Source organism: Pseudodonghicola sp., from assembly GCF_048268305.1.
In the GTDB taxonomy this organism is placed as follows: domain Bacteria; phylum Pseudomonadota; class Alphaproteobacteria; order Rhodobacterales; family Rhodobacteraceae; genus Pseudodonghicola.
In genome coordinates this window covers 603,783-617,473 of sequence record NZ_JBLWVT010000001.1, presented here as the reverse complement: position 1 = coordinate 617,473, position 13,691 = coordinate 603,783, and the positions used below count along the sequence as shown (strand labels likewise).

At 65.5% G+C, this 13,691-nt stretch carries 16 protein-coding genes; 7 read left to right on the top strand and 9 right to left on the bottom strand.

Annotated features, from left to right (window positions below; translation table 11 throughout):
• Positions 1-37: 37 nt before the first annotated feature.
• Both ACN0V4_RS03030 and ACN0V4_RS03025 read right to left on the bottom strand, forming a co-directional pair.
• On the bottom strand, positions 38-841 hold the full coding sequence (locus ACN0V4_RS03030) for an SseB family protein (protein WP_417673038.1): 804 nt from the start codon (positions 839-841) through the stop codon (positions 38-40).
• The gene (locus tag ACN0V4_RS03025; RefSeq protein ID WP_417673037.1) at positions 831-1,430 is read right to left on the bottom strand and encodes a uracil-DNA glycosylase family protein; all 600 of its coding nucleotides are present in this window, start codon (positions 1,428-1,430) and stop codon (positions 831-833) included. The genes ACN0V4_RS03030 and ACN0V4_RS03025 overlap by 11 nt, the downstream gene beginning before the upstream one ends.
• Before the next feature lie 306 nt (positions 1,431-1,736).
• Between ACN0V4_RS03025 and ACN0V4_RS03020 the strand changes: the two genes are divergently transcribed.
• From ACN0V4_RS03020 to ACN0V4_RS03005, 4 genes are read left to right on the top strand one after another with little or no spacing between them, the layout of a single operon-like run.
• Positions 1,737-2,396, top strand: a complete 660-nt coding sequence (locus ACN0V4_RS03020; RefSeq protein WP_417673036.1) for an ABC transporter ATP-binding protein — start codon at positions 1,737-1,739, stop codon at positions 2,394-2,396.
• Positions 2,374-4,239: a capsule biosynthesis protein gene (locus ACN0V4_RS03015; RefSeq protein ID WP_417673035.1), complete on the top strand. Its 1,866-nt coding sequence runs from the start codon at positions 2,374-2,376 to the stop codon at positions 4,237-4,239. The genes ACN0V4_RS03020 and ACN0V4_RS03015 overlap by 23 nt, the downstream gene beginning before the upstream one ends.
• Positions 4,240-4,243: 4 nt before the next feature.
• Entirely contained in the window at positions 4,244-5,077 is an 834-nt protein-coding gene (gene kdsA / locus ACN0V4_RS03010) for a 3-deoxy-8-phosphooctulonate synthase (protein ID WP_417673034.1), read from the top strand.
• A 19-nt stretch (positions 5,078-5,096) separates the two neighbouring features.
• The gene (locus ACN0V4_RS03005) at positions 5,097-6,593 is read left to right on the top strand and encodes a phosphomannomutase/phosphoglucomutase (protein ID WP_417673033.1); all 1,497 of its coding nucleotides are present in this window, start codon (positions 5,097-5,099) and stop codon (positions 6,591-6,593) included.
• 187 nt (positions 6,594-6,780) lie between these two features.
• Here the strand turns inward: ACN0V4_RS03005 and ACN0V4_RS03000 are convergent, their stop codons facing one another.
• Positions 6,781-8,712: an AsmA family protein gene (locus tag ACN0V4_RS03000; protein WP_417673032.1), complete on the bottom strand. Its 1,932-nt coding sequence runs from the start codon at positions 8,710-8,712 to the stop codon at positions 6,781-6,783.
• A 170-nt stretch (positions 8,713-8,882) separates the two neighbouring features.
• Between ACN0V4_RS03000 and rimO the strand changes: the two genes are divergently transcribed.
• Together rimO and ACN0V4_RS02990 are read left to right on the top strand one after the other, a co-directional pair.
• Complete coding sequence (rimO, locus tag ACN0V4_RS02995; RefSeq protein ID WP_417673031.1) at positions 8,883-10,277, top strand: 30S ribosomal protein S12 methylthiotransferase RimO; 1,395 nt, start codon at positions 8,883-8,885, stop codon at positions 10,275-10,277.
• Between the two features lie 199 nt (positions 10,278-10,476).
• Positions 10,477-10,731: a CDGSH iron-sulfur domain-containing protein gene (locus ACN0V4_RS02990; RefSeq protein WP_417673030.1), complete on the top strand. Its 255-nt coding sequence runs from the start codon at positions 10,477-10,479 to the stop codon at positions 10,729-10,731.
• A gap of 7 nt (positions 10,732-10,738) precedes the next feature.
• Here ACN0V4_RS02990 and ACN0V4_RS02985 read toward each other — a convergent pair whose 3' ends face one another.
• The 5 genes from ACN0V4_RS02985 to ACN0V4_RS02965 form a co-directional block, all read right to left on the bottom strand.
• The gene (locus ACN0V4_RS02985; protein WP_417673029.1) at positions 10,739-11,014 is read right to left on the bottom strand and encodes a DUF6455 family protein; all 276 of its coding nucleotides are present in this window, start codon (positions 11,012-11,014) and stop codon (positions 10,739-10,741) included.
• A gap of 3 nt (positions 11,015-11,017) precedes the next feature.
• Positions 11,018-11,299 carry a DUF6455 family protein gene (locus ACN0V4_RS02980; RefSeq protein WP_417673028.1) on the bottom strand — a complete coding sequence of 94 codons (282 nt, stop codon included), beginning with the start codon at positions 11,297-11,299 and terminating at the stop codon, positions 11,018-11,020.
• Between the two features lie 22 nt (positions 11,300-11,321).
• Positions 11,322-11,585: a DUF6455 family protein gene (locus tag ACN0V4_RS02975; RefSeq protein WP_417673027.1), complete on the bottom strand. Its 264-nt coding sequence runs from the start codon at positions 11,583-11,585 to the stop codon at positions 11,322-11,324.
• A gap of 68 nt (positions 11,586-11,653) precedes the next feature.
• A complete protein-coding gene (locus ACN0V4_RS02970; RefSeq protein ID WP_417673026.1) occupies positions 11,654-12,031 on the bottom strand; it encodes a YigZ family protein in 378 nt (125 codons plus the stop codon).
• On the bottom strand, positions 12,028-12,768 hold the full coding sequence (locus ACN0V4_RS02965) for a M48 family metallopeptidase (protein ID WP_417673025.1): 741 nt from the start codon (positions 12,766-12,768) through the stop codon (positions 12,028-12,030). The genes ACN0V4_RS02970 and ACN0V4_RS02965 overlap by 4 nt, the downstream gene beginning before the upstream one ends.
• 134 nt (positions 12,769-12,902) lie before the next feature.
• Between ACN0V4_RS02965 and ACN0V4_RS02960 the strand changes: the two genes are divergently transcribed.
• Positions 12,903-13,151, top strand: a complete 249-nt coding sequence (locus ACN0V4_RS02960; protein WP_417673024.1) for a hypothetical protein — start codon at positions 12,903-12,905, stop codon at positions 13,149-13,151.
• A 20-nt stretch (positions 13,152-13,171) separates the two neighbouring features.
• Here the strand turns inward: ACN0V4_RS02960 and ACN0V4_RS02955 are convergent, their stop codons facing one another.
• Positions 13,172-13,450 (bottom strand): DUF167 domain-containing protein, encoded by a 279-nt coding sequence (locus tag ACN0V4_RS02955; RefSeq protein WP_417673023.1) that lies wholly within the window; start codon positions 13,448-13,450, stop codon positions 13,172-13,174.
• Between the last annotated feature and the right edge of the window lie 241 nt (positions 13,451-13,691).

The window sequence follows — 13,691 nt, the reverse complement described above, 5'->3', positions numbered from 1 at the left end:
GACCGGGGCGGCGCCCCGGCCTGACCTGTCGTCGCGATTATTTCAGGATCGGAGGCTTGTCGGGATTGCTGCCCGGTGCCTCCTGGAACAGTGGTTCGGGCTTGGCGGGTTCCGGCAGATCGAACCGCAACCCGACCGCGGCCAGCCGCGCCGCCACCGGATCGTCACCGGCGAAGAACCCCACGTCCATCGCCCCCGCCTCGATACCCGAGAAGGTCAGCGCCTCGCTTGCGGCCTTGGCGAGCGCCCCCTGCGCCGGTTCCAGCGCATCAACGAAGGCCAGCAGATGGCCGCGCCCGCCGGCGGCGTCGACGGTGCCGACCAGATAGGCGGCCCTGGCCAACCCCACCGCAGTGGCGAGCTTGGTGTCGATCGCCGAAATCAGCACCTCGGGCAGCCCGCCGGGTGCGGTCAGCTCGGCGATCCGCGCCTCGGTCTCCTGCGGCGCATGGGCCAGGGTCTCGCACAGCCAGTCCATCGCCGCCGGGGGGATCAGGATCGCCGAGGGCGCAACACCCAGGTTCAGCCCCAGCCCGACATTCTGGCCGCGCAGCATCTCGGCCAGGATCCGGCCCGACATCGCCGCATAGGGCGCGACCCGTTCGGCAAAGCGCGCCAGCCGTTCCTCCCGGTCGAAGACCAGAACGAACCGGCCATCCTCGGTATCGAAGATCTCGGGCGAGACATTGTCGTCCAGCGCCTCCTCGGTCAGCAGCAGGAACAGCTCGGCATCGGCGAGCCGTTCATAGAACCGCAACCGTGCGGCCCCTTCGTCGCCAGCGGCCTCCATCGCCGCATGGGCCATGTCGATCGGGGTCAGCTCTTCGGTCTCATCGCTCATTCAGCACCTCCTTCACCCGGGCGCGCAGAACCGGCAGCAGCTCCGCCTCGAACCAGGGGTTTTTCTTCAGCCATGCGGTATTGCGCCAGGACGGGTGAGGCAAGGGAAAGACGCGCGGCGCATGATCGCGCCAGCCCGCCACCGTCTCGGTCACCGGGGTCTTCACCCCCATGTGCCAGCGATGGGCATGGCCACCGACCAGAATCTTCAGCTCGACCTCCGGCAGCGCCGCCATCACGCGATTGTGCCATGTCCGCGCACAGAGCGGCGGCGGCGGCAGATCGGCCTTGCGGTCGTTGTAGCCCGGGAAACAAAACCCCATCGGCACCACTGCCACGCGGGACATATCATAGAAGGTTGCGGCATCCATCCCCAGCCAGTCGCGCAGCCGGTCGCCCGAGGGGTCGGTGAAAGGCCGGCCGCTTTCATGCACCCGCGCGCCGGGCGCCTGCCCTGCGATCAGGATGCGCGCACCGGGGCGAAACCAGACAACGGGACGCGGTTCATGCGCCGTGGCGGTGGCCGCGAAGCGATCGGCGCAGAGCCGACAAGCCCGAATCTCCTCGATCAGATCGACAGGGTCAGCCATCTGGCCTCCTCTTCCAGCGAAGCCGGTCAGACTTAATCATTTGTCCCCCATATGGAAACTATATCGCCGAACAACCAGATCAAAGGGCCGGGAATGGCGAGGGGCGCGCACCTCGCCTCCAGGGGCCCCATGCCCAATTTCGGCCTTAATCTTGATGGTTTTTTGTTTCACGTTCCGACATAATCTGGCCTAATTCGCCCTGTAAGCCGTTAATACTCCTCTGATACGAGGGGCAGGCCTGAGCATGTGCCAGTGCGTAACGACCTAGGGAGAGCGAAGACTGCAACCGCAGTTCTGGAAGACGCAATGCTTGAATTCGACAATGTCAGCAAATCCTTTTGGACCGGGACACGCCGCAAGGTCATCCTCGACCAGGTCTCCTTCCGCGTCGAACTCGGCCGCTCCTTGGGCATCCTGGCGCCCAACGGCACCGGCAAGACCACGCTCATCAACATGATGGCGGGGCTGGAGAAACCTGACGAGGGCGAAATCCGGCGCGGCTGCAAGATCTCCTTTCCGCTGGGCTTCATGGGCGGCGTCGTCAGCCGCATCTCGGCGATGGAGAACTCGCGTTACATCGCTCGGCTCTATGGCATGGACCCCGATTATGTCGAAGCCTATTGCCGCTGGCTCTGCGGGCTTGGGGAGTATTTCGACCAGCCGATCGGCACCTATTCCTCGGGGATGCGCTCGCGGTTTTCCTTCGCGCTGATGCTGGCTCTGGACTTTGACATCTATCTGATCGACGAAGGCATGCCGAACTCCACCGATGTGGAGTTCAACCGCAAGGCCGGCGGGATCCTGAAAGAGCGGCTGCGCACGACCACGATCGTCATCGTGTCGCACCAGCCCGCCATTCTCGAGAAATTCGCGCGTTCGGCAGCGGTTCTGCTGAACGGCAAACTTCATATGTTCGACACCTTGGAAGAGGCGAAGCGGCTTTATGACTATCAAACCCAAGGCTAAGAAATTCCGTATCCGCCGCAGCCCCTCTGCAAGCAGTGTGCAGGCCGCCGCAACGGAGCAACCTCAGGACACCAACTCGGAGCGCCCGCCCGAGGTCGAGCGGCTGCGCCCTCGCGTGGTGACCAGTGGCGGCACCTCGCTCCGCCCGGATGTCGAGGAAACCGATAGCGCCCCCCAGGAGGAGAGTGCCGCCAACGCCGAACCGGCCGAGGCCCCCGCCGCCCCCGACCAAGCCGCCGCCGCCCCGGGCGCCGAGCCGGGAGCGCCGCAAGACGACGCGACAGCACCCCCCACCGAGTCAGGGGCGGACGCCGAGGCGGAAACTGAGGCAGAGGCAGAGGCAGAGGCGCCCATGGCTGCCACGCCGCGCAGCGGCCTGGTCTCCTCCTCTCGGGAGATGACCGTCGAGGCTGAAATCGACGCGATCCGCCGCGAGGGGCTGACCGGCCGGCAATTGCGCATGGCGCGCCGCGTCGCGCAAAAGCACAATCTGCCGGCAACCTCGGATTTCGACGCGGTGCGGCTGCTGAGACAACAGGGCATCGACCCCTTCCAGCGCTCGAACATGCTTGAACTGGTGGTGCCGCGCAGCACGGAACCGGCGGTGACCACGAAAGACCGCGTGCAACTGCCCCAGACGGTGCCGTTGGGCGAGCCCGCCCAACCCCTGCCCGACATAACCCCCGCCGAGCAGCGCGAGCAGGAAATCACCGCGATCCAGCGCGACATCGTCAACCGGCGGCGCAAGAAGATGTTGCTGCTGATGACGCGGCTGTTCTTCTTCGTGGCGATCCCCACCGCGGTGGTGGGCTGGTATTTCTACACCATGGCGACGCCGATGTATGCCACCAAGTCGGAATTCCTGATCCTCAAGGCCGACAACGCCGGCGGCGGTTCCGGCCTGGGCAACCTGCTGAGCGGCACGCAATTCGCCACCAGCCAGGATTCCATCGCGGTGCAATCCTATCTGCAGTCGAAGGACGCCATGCTGCGGCTCGACAAGGACCAGGGGTTCAAGGCGGAGTTCAGCCAACCCTGGATCGACCCGATCCAGCGCCTGCCTGCCAACCCGACCAACGAGCAGGCCTATAAGATCTATTCCAAGGACGTGAAGATCGGCTATGATCCGTCCGAAGGCGTGGTGCGCATGGAAGTGGTCGCCCCCAATCCGCAGACCAGCGCCAATTTCGCCCGCAGCCTGCTGTCCTATGCCGAAGAACGGGTCAACCATCTGAGCGAACAGAAACGCTCGGACCAGATGCGCGACGCGCTGGCCGGCTTCGAGAATGCCCAGATCGAGCGCCGCAAGGCGCAAGAGGCCCTGGTCGCGTTGCAGCAAAAGGGTGCGATCCTTGATCCCGAAGGGGTGATTGCGGCCCTGCGCGGCCAGATCAACAACATCGAGGTCCAGCTTCAGGACAAGCAGCTGGAATTGTCGGCCCTGACGGACAACCCGCGCCCCAACCAGGCCAAGGTTGACGGTGCCAAGGGCGATGTCCGACGCCTGCAGGCCCTGCTGGACCAGCTCAACGAACGGATGGTGGACGCTTCCAAGGGCGAAAATTCGCTCGCCGAGCTGAGCGTCCGGATCCAGATGGCCCAGGCGGACCTGCAGACCCGCGACCTGATGCTGCAATCAGCGCTGCAGCAGGTGGAGCAGACCCGGATGGAGGCCAACCGCCAGGTCCGCTATCTGACCACTTCGGTGGAACCGGTCGCCAGTCAGGAACCCGCCTATCCGCGGAAGTTCGAGAATACGATTTTGGCATTCCTGTTCTTTTCCGGTATCTACCTGATGATCTCTCTGACCGCCTCGATTCTCCGTGAACAGATAACGTCTTAATCATATGAAACATGTCGAAGTCGCCGGTCTCACGATCGGCAACGACCTGCCGCTGACCGTGATCGCCGGCCCCTGCCAACTGGAAAGCCGCGATCATGCCGAGATGATCGCCGGCCGGATGAAGGAAGTCTGCGACGCCGCCGGCGCGCAGTATGTCTTCAAGGCCTCCTATGACAAGGCCAACCGCACCTCGCTTGGGGGCGCGCGCGGCATGGGCATCGAGGCCGGGCTCGAGGTCCTGAACGGCATCCGGCAGACCTTTGGCGTGCCGGTGCTGACCGATGTGCACACCGCCGAACAATGCGCCATCGCCGCCGAGGCGGTGGACATCCTGCAGATCCCGGCCTTTTTGTGCCGGCAGACCGACATGTTGCTTGCCGCCGGCCGCACCGGCGCCGCGATCAACATCAAGAAGGGTCAGTTCCTGGCGCCCTGGGACATGGCGAATGTGGTGGCCAAGGTGGAAAGCACCGGCAACGACCGCATCCTGCTGACCGAACGCGGTGTCTCCTTCGGCTATAACACGCTGGTGACTGACATGCGGTCGCTGCCGATCATGGCCAAGACCGGCTATCCGGTGGTGATGGATGCCACCCATTCGGTGCAGCAACCCGGCGGGCTTGGCGGCTCGACCGGCGGGCAGCGCGAGTTCGCCCCGGTGATGGCGCGCGCCGCGGTATCGCTGGGCATCGCCGCCGTCTTCATCGAAACCCATGAGGATCCGGACCGCTCCCCTTCGGATGGGCCGAACATGATCCGACTTGATCAGATGGGCGCCCTGATCGACACGCTGATGCGATTTGACGCCCTGGCCAAGACCAACCCCATTGAAATTTGACGATTGAGGATCAATCAAGATGACCCGGCCCCTTTATGAGGTGTCCCCGAACACCTGGAATTTTCTGAAGACCCCGATGATCAAACCCACGGGCTTCCGTGAATACGACGCGCGCTGGAAATATCCTGAAGAGATCAACCTGCCGGGCATGACGGCTCTGGGGCTCGGCCTTGGCACCCAGATGATCAAGCACGGGATCGCCCCGGTGATCGCGGTCGGCAACGATTATCGCGACTATTCGCTGACGATCAAGAACGCGCTGATCCTGGGGCTGATGCAGGCCGGCATCCACGTCAAGGACATCGGCCCCTGCATCACCCCGATGGCCTATTTCTCCTCCTTCCACCTGGGCGGCTGCGCAGTGGCGATGGTCACCGCCTCGCACAACCCGAACGGCTGGACCGGGGTGAAGATGGGCTTCAACATGCCGCTCACCCATGGCCCCGACGAGATGGCCGAGCTGAAGGAAATCGTGCTGAACGGCGAAGGTGTCGCCCGCGACGGTGGCCAGTACGAATTCGTCGATGGCGTCTGGGATGCCTATATGGACGATCTGGTCGGCGACTTCAAAATGACCCGCAAGCTGAAGGTGGTCTGCGCCACCGGCAACGGCACCGCCGGCGCCTATGCCCCGGCCCTGCTGGAGCGGATCGGCGTCGAGGTCGTGCCCTCGCATAACGAGCTCGACTATACCTTCCCGAACTACAACCCGAACCCCGAAGCGATGGAAATGCTGCATGACATGTCCGCCACGCTGAAGGCCTCGGGCGCCGATCTGGCGCTTGGCTTCGACGGCGACGGCGACCGCTGCGGTGTGGTCGATGACGAGGGCGAGGAGATCTTCGCCGATAAGGTCGGCGTGATCATGGCGCGCGACCTGTCCAAGCTCTATCCCGGTTCGACCTTCGTGGCCGATGTGAAATCCACCGGTCTCTTCGCCTCGGACCCCGAGCTGAAGGCGAACGGGGTCAAGGCCGATTACTGGAAGACCGGCCACAGCCACATGAAGCGCCGGGTGCACGAACTGGGCGCGCTGGCGGGGTTCGAGAAATCGGGCCACTACTTCCTGGCCGAGCCGATCGGGCGTGGCTATGACGACGGCATGCGGGTCGCGGTCGAAATCTGCAAGCTGATGGAGCGCAACCCGGACATGAAGATGTCCGACCTGCGCAAAGCCCTGCCCAAGACCTGGTCGACCCCGACGATGTCGCCCTATTGCGCCGATACCGAGAAATATCAGGTGCTGGAGCGGCTGGTCGACAAGCTGGTGGCCAAGGCAAAGGCGGGCGAACCCTTTGCCGGCCGCGCCATCAAGGAGGTCGTCACCGTCAACGGCGCCCGTGTCATCCTCGACAACGGGTCCTGGGGCCTGGTGCGCGCCTCGTCGAACACGCCGAACCTGGTGGTGGTCTGCGAAAGCTCGGACAGCGACGCGGAAATGCGCGCGATCTTCGCCGATATCGACGCGGTGATCCGGACAGAACCCGCCGTCGGCGAATACGACCAGACCATCTGACCCCTCGGGGCGCGCCCGGAGCCCGTCCCGGCGCGCCTTGGACCGCTTTGCGGACCGTTGAGTATTTGGGCGAGCAGGGGGCCGGGCGCGCCCGGGCCTCGAGACCGCCGGCCTGGCCCCCTGCTCGCCCTCTCCCTCAAGATCACTGCCGACACGCGCCCCGCAGGCGCGTGTCGGCGCCTCGGCCTCAGTTGCCGCCCAAGAGCTTGAGGATGCCCTTCCTGGCCTCGTCTTCGAGCTTCTGCTTCACCGCGTCCTCGGTGCTTTGCCCCTGCTGCACGTTCAGCTTTTCCTTCAGCTTATCCTTGGCCTTCTGCTCCAGAGCATCCTTCTGCTCCTCCAGCTTGGCCTTGGTGGCGGCGTCCAGATCGGGGCGGATCTTCGGCGCGGCCCAGGGGCCGGTCACCCGCACCGGCACCTCGAGCCCCTGGCTGCTGTCGGTCTTGAAGGCCACCGGTGTCACCAGGTAATCGAGATCGCGCGCCCCCAGCCCGACGCGCCCGGCGCCCTTCACCTGGAAGTTCGGGAGCGACAGCAGCAGATCGTTGTTCTGCAGATTGCCGGCCGCGATCGTATAGCTTCCGGTCAGGCTGTCGAAGACGGTGGTGCCCCCCGAGACCACGCCGGAGCGGAAGAGCTTGTCTAGGTCGATGCCGGTGATCACCCCGCGCCCCATGGTCAGGCTGCCACGCCCGGAGAGCGAGCGCATGATCGCATCGACCGACTGCCCGGCCCCCAGAAACTCCACATCCGCCTGCAGCTTGCCGTTGAGCCGGTCGATGCCCACCAGCGCGGCGAGCATCTGGCTGGTGTCGAGATCGGCAGCCTTGAAATTGCCCGCGACCGAGAAGCCCTTGCGATTGTTGGCCACCAGCTCGCCGCTGAGGTTGCCGCCGAAGAGATTGGCCGGCGTCAGGCGCAGCACCGCCCGCGCGTTATCAAGCGCCAGCGCCGCCTCGGTCGGCCCCAGGGTCAGCGCGCTGGTGCGGATGCTCTGGGCGGAGAGCTTGATGGCGCCATTCGCCAGCCCCAGCGCGCTGGCGTCGATCGGCGCCTGCGACCAGCCAGACGAGCTGCCCGAGCCGGCCTTGCCGCCGCTGCCACCCGCCCCCGATCCGCCCAGCGTGGAGAAATCGAGCGTGCCGGCCGTCAGATCGGCGCTGATCTGCGGCACGGTGCCGGAGAGATCGACATCGGCGGCGCCAGAGAGGCTGTTCTGATCGGCGGTGATCGCCAGATCGCGCAGGGCCAGCCGGTCCATCGGGATGAAGTCCACTCCCGCCGCCAGGCTCGCCGTGCGCCCCAGCCCCTTGGGCAGGTCGACACCAGTGACCCCGAGGGCCGCCAGCAGCTTGGCGGTATCCGGGCTGTTGCCCTCGATCTGCCCCGAGGCGGCGCCAGAGACATCGGCCTCGCCCTCGAAATCCACCGTCGTCCCGGCGAGGCCGATCTTCGCCACCACCGGCACCGTCTTGCCGTCGATGAAATCCTGCATTGCCGCGATCCGCGCCGAGATGTCGATCCTGGCCGCCTGATAGGTCAGCGTCGCGGTCAGATCGGCCGGCCCCGAGGCCTGCGGCCAGTCGAGCCTGAGATCGGCCGGCCCAAGGTCGATTGGCGCCGTGCCGGCGGCGGCATAGCGCAGCCGCGCGTCGGTCAGTTGCAGATGCTCCAGCGTCACCGGGGTGGAGCTGCCGCCCCCGGCCGATGTCTGCGGCGCTCCGCCGGCGGCGGTATCGGTGAAAATCCAGTTGCCACGCCCGGTCTTGTCGGTGGTGAGGTTCAATGTCGGCGCTTGCGCGATGATGCGGGTCACCCGGATGCGCCCGGCGATCAGATCGCGGGTGCCGAGACCGATCGACAGGCTCTCGGCGCGCAGCATCGGCTCCTCCCCCGCCCAGGGGGCATTGGCCAATGTCACCGGCCCGGTCTCGACCCCCAGCACCGGCCAGTAGGAGATCTTGAGCCCGCCGGTGAGGGTCAGCTTGCGACCGGTCTGCGCCTCGATCTGGTCGGCGGCGATCCGGGCGATCCGTTCCGAGGGCAGCATCAGAAGCGCCAGGCCCGCAATGATGACCGCCACCACCAGGGCGCCGAGAATTCCGAACATCCACTTCATGACACGTCCCAATCCTGAACCAATGATTTGTACCCCACCCTAGCCCCTCGGGGCGCAGGTGCAATCGTCAGTCAGGCGCCGCCCGGCCGCTGGCAAGCCATCGCGCATTTGCCTTGGGATTTGCGTTGAAAACAGTTCCCACACCGCCCTGCCGGGACTATATGCGCGCAATGACCACGAATCCGCCGAACCTGCGCCCCGACATCGCCCCCAAGGCCCAACTGACCGACCGCCCGCGCGCCGGCCAGCCCACCATCGGCATGGTGTCGCTGGGCTGCCCCAAAGCCTTGGTCGACAGCGAGAGGATCCTGACCCGGCTCAGGGCCGAAGGCTATGGCATCTCGGCCGATTACGCCGGCGCCGATGCGGTGATCGTGAACACCTGCGGGTTCCTTGACAGCGCCAAGGCGGAATCGCTCGACGCCATCGGCGAGGCGCTGCAGGAAAACGGCAAGGTCATCGTCACCGGCTGTCTCGGGGCGGAGCCCGACTATATCCGCGAACACCATCCCCGCATCCTGGCGGTGACCGGTCCGCATCAATACGAACAGGTGCTGGACGCGGTGCATGGCGCGGTGCCGCCCGATCCCGATCCCTTCATCGACCTGCTGCCGGCCTCGGGCGTCAAGCTGACGCCGCGCCACTACAGCTATCTGAAGATTTCGGAGGGCTGCAATCACAAGTGCAAGTTCTGCATCATCCCCGACATGCGCGGCCGGCTGGTGTCGCGCCCGGGTCACGCGGTGCTGCGCGAGGCCGAGAAACTGGTCGAGGCCGGGGTGCGCGAGCTTCTGGTGATCTCGCAGGATACCAGCGCCTACGGGCTGGACCGCAAGTATGACAGCAACCCTTGGAAGGATCACGAGATCCGCAGTCACATCACCGACCTGTCGCGCGAACTGGGGCAGATGGGGGCTTGGGTGCGGCTGCACTACGTCTATCCCTATCCCCATGTGCGCGACCTGATCCCGCTGATGGCCGATCCGGACAACGGCATCCTGCCCTATCTCGACATCCCGTTCCAACATGCGCATCCGGATGTGCTGAAACGGATGGCGCGCCCCGCCGCCGCCGCCAAGACGCTGGAGGAAATCGCCGCCTGGCGCGCGATCTGCCCCGATATCACCCTGCGTTCGACCTTCATCGTTGGCTATCCCGGTGAAACCGAAGCGGAATTCCAGACGCTGCTCGACTGGCTGGATGAGGCGCAACTGGATCGCGTCGGCTGTTTTCAATACGAGAACGTCGAGGGCGCCCGGTCGAACGACCTGCCCGACCATGTGCCGGACGAGGTGAAGCAGGACCGCTGGGACCGTTTCATGGAAAAGGCGCAGGCGATTTCCGCCGCCAAGCTCGAGGCAAAGGTGGGCACCACCTGCCAGGTCATCGTCGACGAGGTGGACGCCGAGGCCGCCACCTGCCGCACCATGGCCGACGCGCCCGAGATCGACGGCAACCTGTTCATCGACGAGGATTTCGAAGGGCTGAATCCCGGCGATATCGTCACGGTCGAGGTGGAAGAGGCCAGCGAATACGATCTTTGGGGTCGTCTCTTGCAGGCATAAGGCCCCCGTTTTCCACAAGCATCCCTCAAAAGCTTGTCTTTTCTCAATATCGGCGGAGTATTTCGCCGATATTACCCACAGGCTTGTCCACAGCCGCCTCAGCGACGTCACCGCCATTGACCGACCCCGCTCCGGCTTGTCAGCATGGCCTGTCCGACCACCCCGCGGTCAACCAGTCGCCAGCCAGAGGAGCCAGCCAATGTCCGACACCCCCGCCAAAGACCCCGTCATCGCCCAGAAGGCCCCCTATCCGGTCGAGGTCAGCGCCGGGAAAACCTATTTCTGGTGCGCCTGCGGTCGCAGCGCCAAGCAGCCCTTCTGCGATGGCAGCCACAAGGACACCGGCTTTTCGCCGGTGAAATATACCGCTGAGGAGGACAAGAAAGTGTTCTTCTGCGGCTGCAAGCATACCGGCAAGCCGCCGTTCTGCGACGGCACGCATTCCAAGCTCTGAGCCCGGCTCAGCCCGCCTGCCGCCGGCTGAGCCGGGCGAGAATCTCGACATGGGCGCAGAACGGCGGCGGCGCGGCGGGCCAATCGGTCTGCGCCGCCAGCCAATCGGCACAGGCGGTCTCGCAGCCGCCCACCTGACAACGCTCGATCATCCGCACGTATTCATCGGCGTTCAGTCCACCCTCGGCCATCGCGCGGGTCAGGCTGACGCCCGCCACCCGCGCCACCGAGCGGGTCAGCCAGAAGTGACGGTCCATTTCCGAGGGAATGGGGCCGCCATCCATCGCTCAGGCCTCCTCGGGCATCCGCAGCGCCGCCAGCGCCTGCAGATCAAGGAAACGGGCCTGGTTCGGACAGTCCTTGGGCGCGTGGTCGACCTGGTCATGGGCATCGAGCCAGGCACCACAGTCCCCCGCCCAGCCACAGCCGCGGCAGGCCTGCACCATCTCGGCCCAGGCCTCCTGCGTCAGATCGCCGGCCTCATAGGCGCCGACCAGATCGGTCCCCGTCGCCTGCGCCATGCGCGACACCAGCTGCACGTGTTCCCTCACCTCGCCCAGAACGGTCATCCTTGATCCTCACCCTCCCCGGTCAGGCGGCGCCGGGCCGAAGCCGCGCCAGCAAATCCTTGTTTCGGCAATAGCCGGGCGTCTGTTCGGCACCGCCGCCATGAGCGGCGAGCCAGCCCGCGCAATACATGGGATCGGAACAGCCGGTGCAGCGCAGCACCGCATCGGCGATTTCGTCCATCGCCAGCGCACCCTGCAGCGCCGCCTCTTCCAGATCGATGCCAAGAGTTTCGGCCATCTGGTCAACCAGCGCGGCGTGGCGCTTCAAGCGGTCGCGATCCTGCATCCTCGGGCCCTCCCTTGTCGGCATGGTCCCATCTTACAGAATCCCCGATCGCTTCCCCTTGATGCAGGTCAATCCACCGCCAGGCCGGTCGTTTCGAGATAGGCGCGCACCGCGTCCTGGACCCGGCGGAACCGGTCGCCGCCCAGTTTCTTGCCGCCATACCAGCGGGTGACCACCACCAGATGGTCGTCGAGCCCGGCGCGTTCCAGCATCCGCAGGATCACCATGCCGGCGCCGGCCTCGCCGTCATCGGCCTTCAGCGCGCCGGTCGGCAGCCGCGCCGCCCAGGTGTTATGCGTCGCCTTGGCATAGGCGCGATCCGTTTTCAGCGCCGCCAGCGCCGCGTCGATCTCGTCCCGGGTTCGCACCGGCGCCCCGGTGACCGCATAGCGCGAACCGCGATCGGTCACCACCACCCCCAGACAGCGGAGTGGCGGCGCCGTCATCCCCCCGCCTCGACGACGGTGCGCGCGCTCACCGGGCGACCCGCCGCGACGGTGGCGCGAATTTGCCGCATGGTGTCATAGACCATCTGCTTGCGCGCGGCATTGGGCGGATGCGAGCCCAGGAACTGGTCGCCGGGATCGGGCAGCCGGTCGAAATAGGCCGCCCCCTTGAGCGGGTCGAACCCCGCCTCATAGGTGATGATCGTGCCCAGGTGATCGGCCTCAAGCTCGAACTCCTTCGAGAAGCTGCGCGCGCCCAGCTCTGCCCCGATCTGACGGGCCCGCGCGATGGTGACCGGATTGGCCCCATCCATCGTCGCCATCTGCCCCAGAATCCGCGCCCCGGCCTGGGCGTTCTGCGCCTGCCGCGCCAGATGACCCAGGACGTGATGCGAGGTCTCATGCGCCAGCACGAAGGCCAGTTCATCCTTGTTCTGGGTGGTGTCGATCAGCGACATGGTAAAGGTGATCACCGGCCGGCCAAGCCGGTCCAGCGACTGGAAGGCATTGGCGGGTTCCTTCGGATCGGTATCGACCTGAATCTGGAAGTTGCAGTTGCGCGCCAGGGCGAAATCCTTGCATTCGGATTCAGCCACCGGCTCCACCACCTTGATCACCTCGACAAAACTGTCGAGACGGGCCTGATCGCGCGGATCGATCCCCGAGGTCGGCAAAGGGCCGCCGGTGTCGCAGGCGGCGGTCAGCAGCAGCGCCGCCAACAAGAACATCCAGCGCATCGCTCGGACCTTTTCCTTGCAAATCAGTATAATCAGGCGACTGTAGCACAGCCCGCAGCCCCCGCCAGCCCCTTGCCATCCGCACCCTCATTATGGTGCTTGCATTGCAACGCGACCGGCGTCACTCTGAGCTTATGTTTACGATCGAGCACGATTTCGACGCCACGGTAATCACCCTGATCGACGAGGGCAGCCTGCCCTTGCAGGAGGATATCACCATCAACGCCTTTGCCGAATGCGTGACCATCGAACAGCTCGATCCGCGCACCGACCGGGTGCAGATGATCACCCTCTCACCCGAGCAATTGCGCGATCTGGCCGCCGCGCTTGATCTGCCGGAGGGGGTCTATCAGCTCCGCGAGCTTCCCGAGAACAAGGGCTAGTTCCCGGAACCGGCGCAAGCTCAGCCCAGAAAGACAAAGACCTTGTCGCGCGCGGTCTGGCCGCGACGGATTTCCAGCCGCGAGGGGGCAACCCCCATGGCCGCCGCCAGCAGCGCCTGGACCGCGGCATTCGCCTTGCCGTTCTCCGGCACCACGGTGACGGTGGCGCGCAGGGCATCGCCGTCGCGCGTCAGACTGGTGCGCGCCGCCTTGGGGGTCACACGCAAGGCGATCTCTGTCCCCGGCCGGGCCAGGTCAGAGAGATCGGGCAGATCGCGGATCTTGGGTTTCTTCGCCATGGGCCGCATCTTGCGACGGATCGCGACCGGGTTCCACCAGTTTCGCGACGGCGCGGAAGTGACCGGAGCGGCGGGCCGGCGCCGAGGAGCGCGGAAGCGACGCGAGACGTGGAAACAGGCAACAGAAGCATCCGGCTTGTCCCCCGGACACCTCCGCTCCGGTCTGTTTGCAGACTAGCAGCGCTGCGGCTGCCGCGCTTTGCACAATCAGGCACAATCGCGTGACAACCACAGCAGCGCG

Excerpts from the sequence above, each read along its gene's own strand:
- ACN0V4_RS03030 (WP_417673038.1), bottom strand. The coding sequence starts at position 841 with ATGAGCGATGAGACCGAAGAGCTGACCCCGATCGACATGGCCCATGCG.
- ACN0V4_RS03025 (WP_417673037.1), bottom strand. The coding sequence starts at position 1,430 with ATGGCTGACCCTGTCGATCTGATCGAGGAGATTCGGGCTTGTCGGCTC.
- ACN0V4_RS03020 (WP_417673036.1), top strand. The coding sequence starts at position 1,737 with ATGCTTGAATTCGACAATGTCAGCAAATCCTTTTGGACCGGGACACGC.
- ACN0V4_RS03015 (WP_417673035.1), top strand. The coding sequence starts at position 2,374 with ATGACTATCAAACCCAAGGCTAAGAAATTCCGTATCCGCCGCAGCCCC.
- kdsA (WP_417673034.1), top strand. The coding sequence starts at position 4,244 with ATGAAACATGTCGAAGTCGCCGGTCTCACGATCGGCAACGACCTGCCG.
- ACN0V4_RS03005 (WP_417673033.1), top strand. The coding sequence starts at position 5,097 with ATGACCCGGCCCCTTTATGAGGTGTCCCCGAACACCTGGAATTTTCTG.
- ACN0V4_RS03000 (WP_417673032.1), bottom strand. The coding sequence starts at position 8,712 with ATGAAGTGGATGTTCGGAATTCTCGGCGCCCTGGTGGTGGCGGTCATC.
- rimO (WP_417673031.1), top strand. The coding sequence starts at position 8,883 with ATGACCACGAATCCGCCGAACCTGCGCCCCGACATCGCCCCCAAGGCC.
- ACN0V4_RS02990 (WP_417673030.1), top strand. The coding sequence starts at position 10,477 with ATGTCCGACACCCCCGCCAAAGACCCCGTCATCGCCCAGAAGGCCCCC.
- ACN0V4_RS02985 (WP_417673029.1), bottom strand. The coding sequence starts at position 11,014 with ATGGATGGCGGCCCCATTCCCTCGGAAATGGACCGTCACTTCTGGCTG.
- ACN0V4_RS02980 (WP_417673028.1), bottom strand. The coding sequence starts at position 11,299 with ATGACCGTTCTGGGCGAGGTGAGGGAACACGTGCAGCTGGTGTCGCGC.
- ACN0V4_RS02975 (WP_417673027.1), bottom strand. The coding sequence starts at position 11,585 with ATGCAGGATCGCGACCGCTTGAAGCGCCACGCCGCGCTGGTTGACCAG.
- ACN0V4_RS02970 (WP_417673026.1), bottom strand. The coding sequence starts at position 12,031 with ATGACGGCGCCGCCACTCCGCTGTCTGGGGGTGGTGGTGACCGATCGC.
- ACN0V4_RS02965 (WP_417673025.1), bottom strand. The coding sequence starts at position 12,768 with ATGCGCTGGATGTTCTTGTTGGCGGCGCTGCTGCTGACCGCCGCCTGC.
- ACN0V4_RS02960 (WP_417673024.1), top strand. The coding sequence starts at position 12,903 with ATGTTTACGATCGAGCACGATTTCGACGCCACGGTAATCACCCTGATC.
- ACN0V4_RS02955 (WP_417673023.1), bottom strand. The coding sequence starts at position 13,450 with ATGGCGAAGAAACCCAAGATCCGCGATCTGCCCGATCTCTCTGACCTG.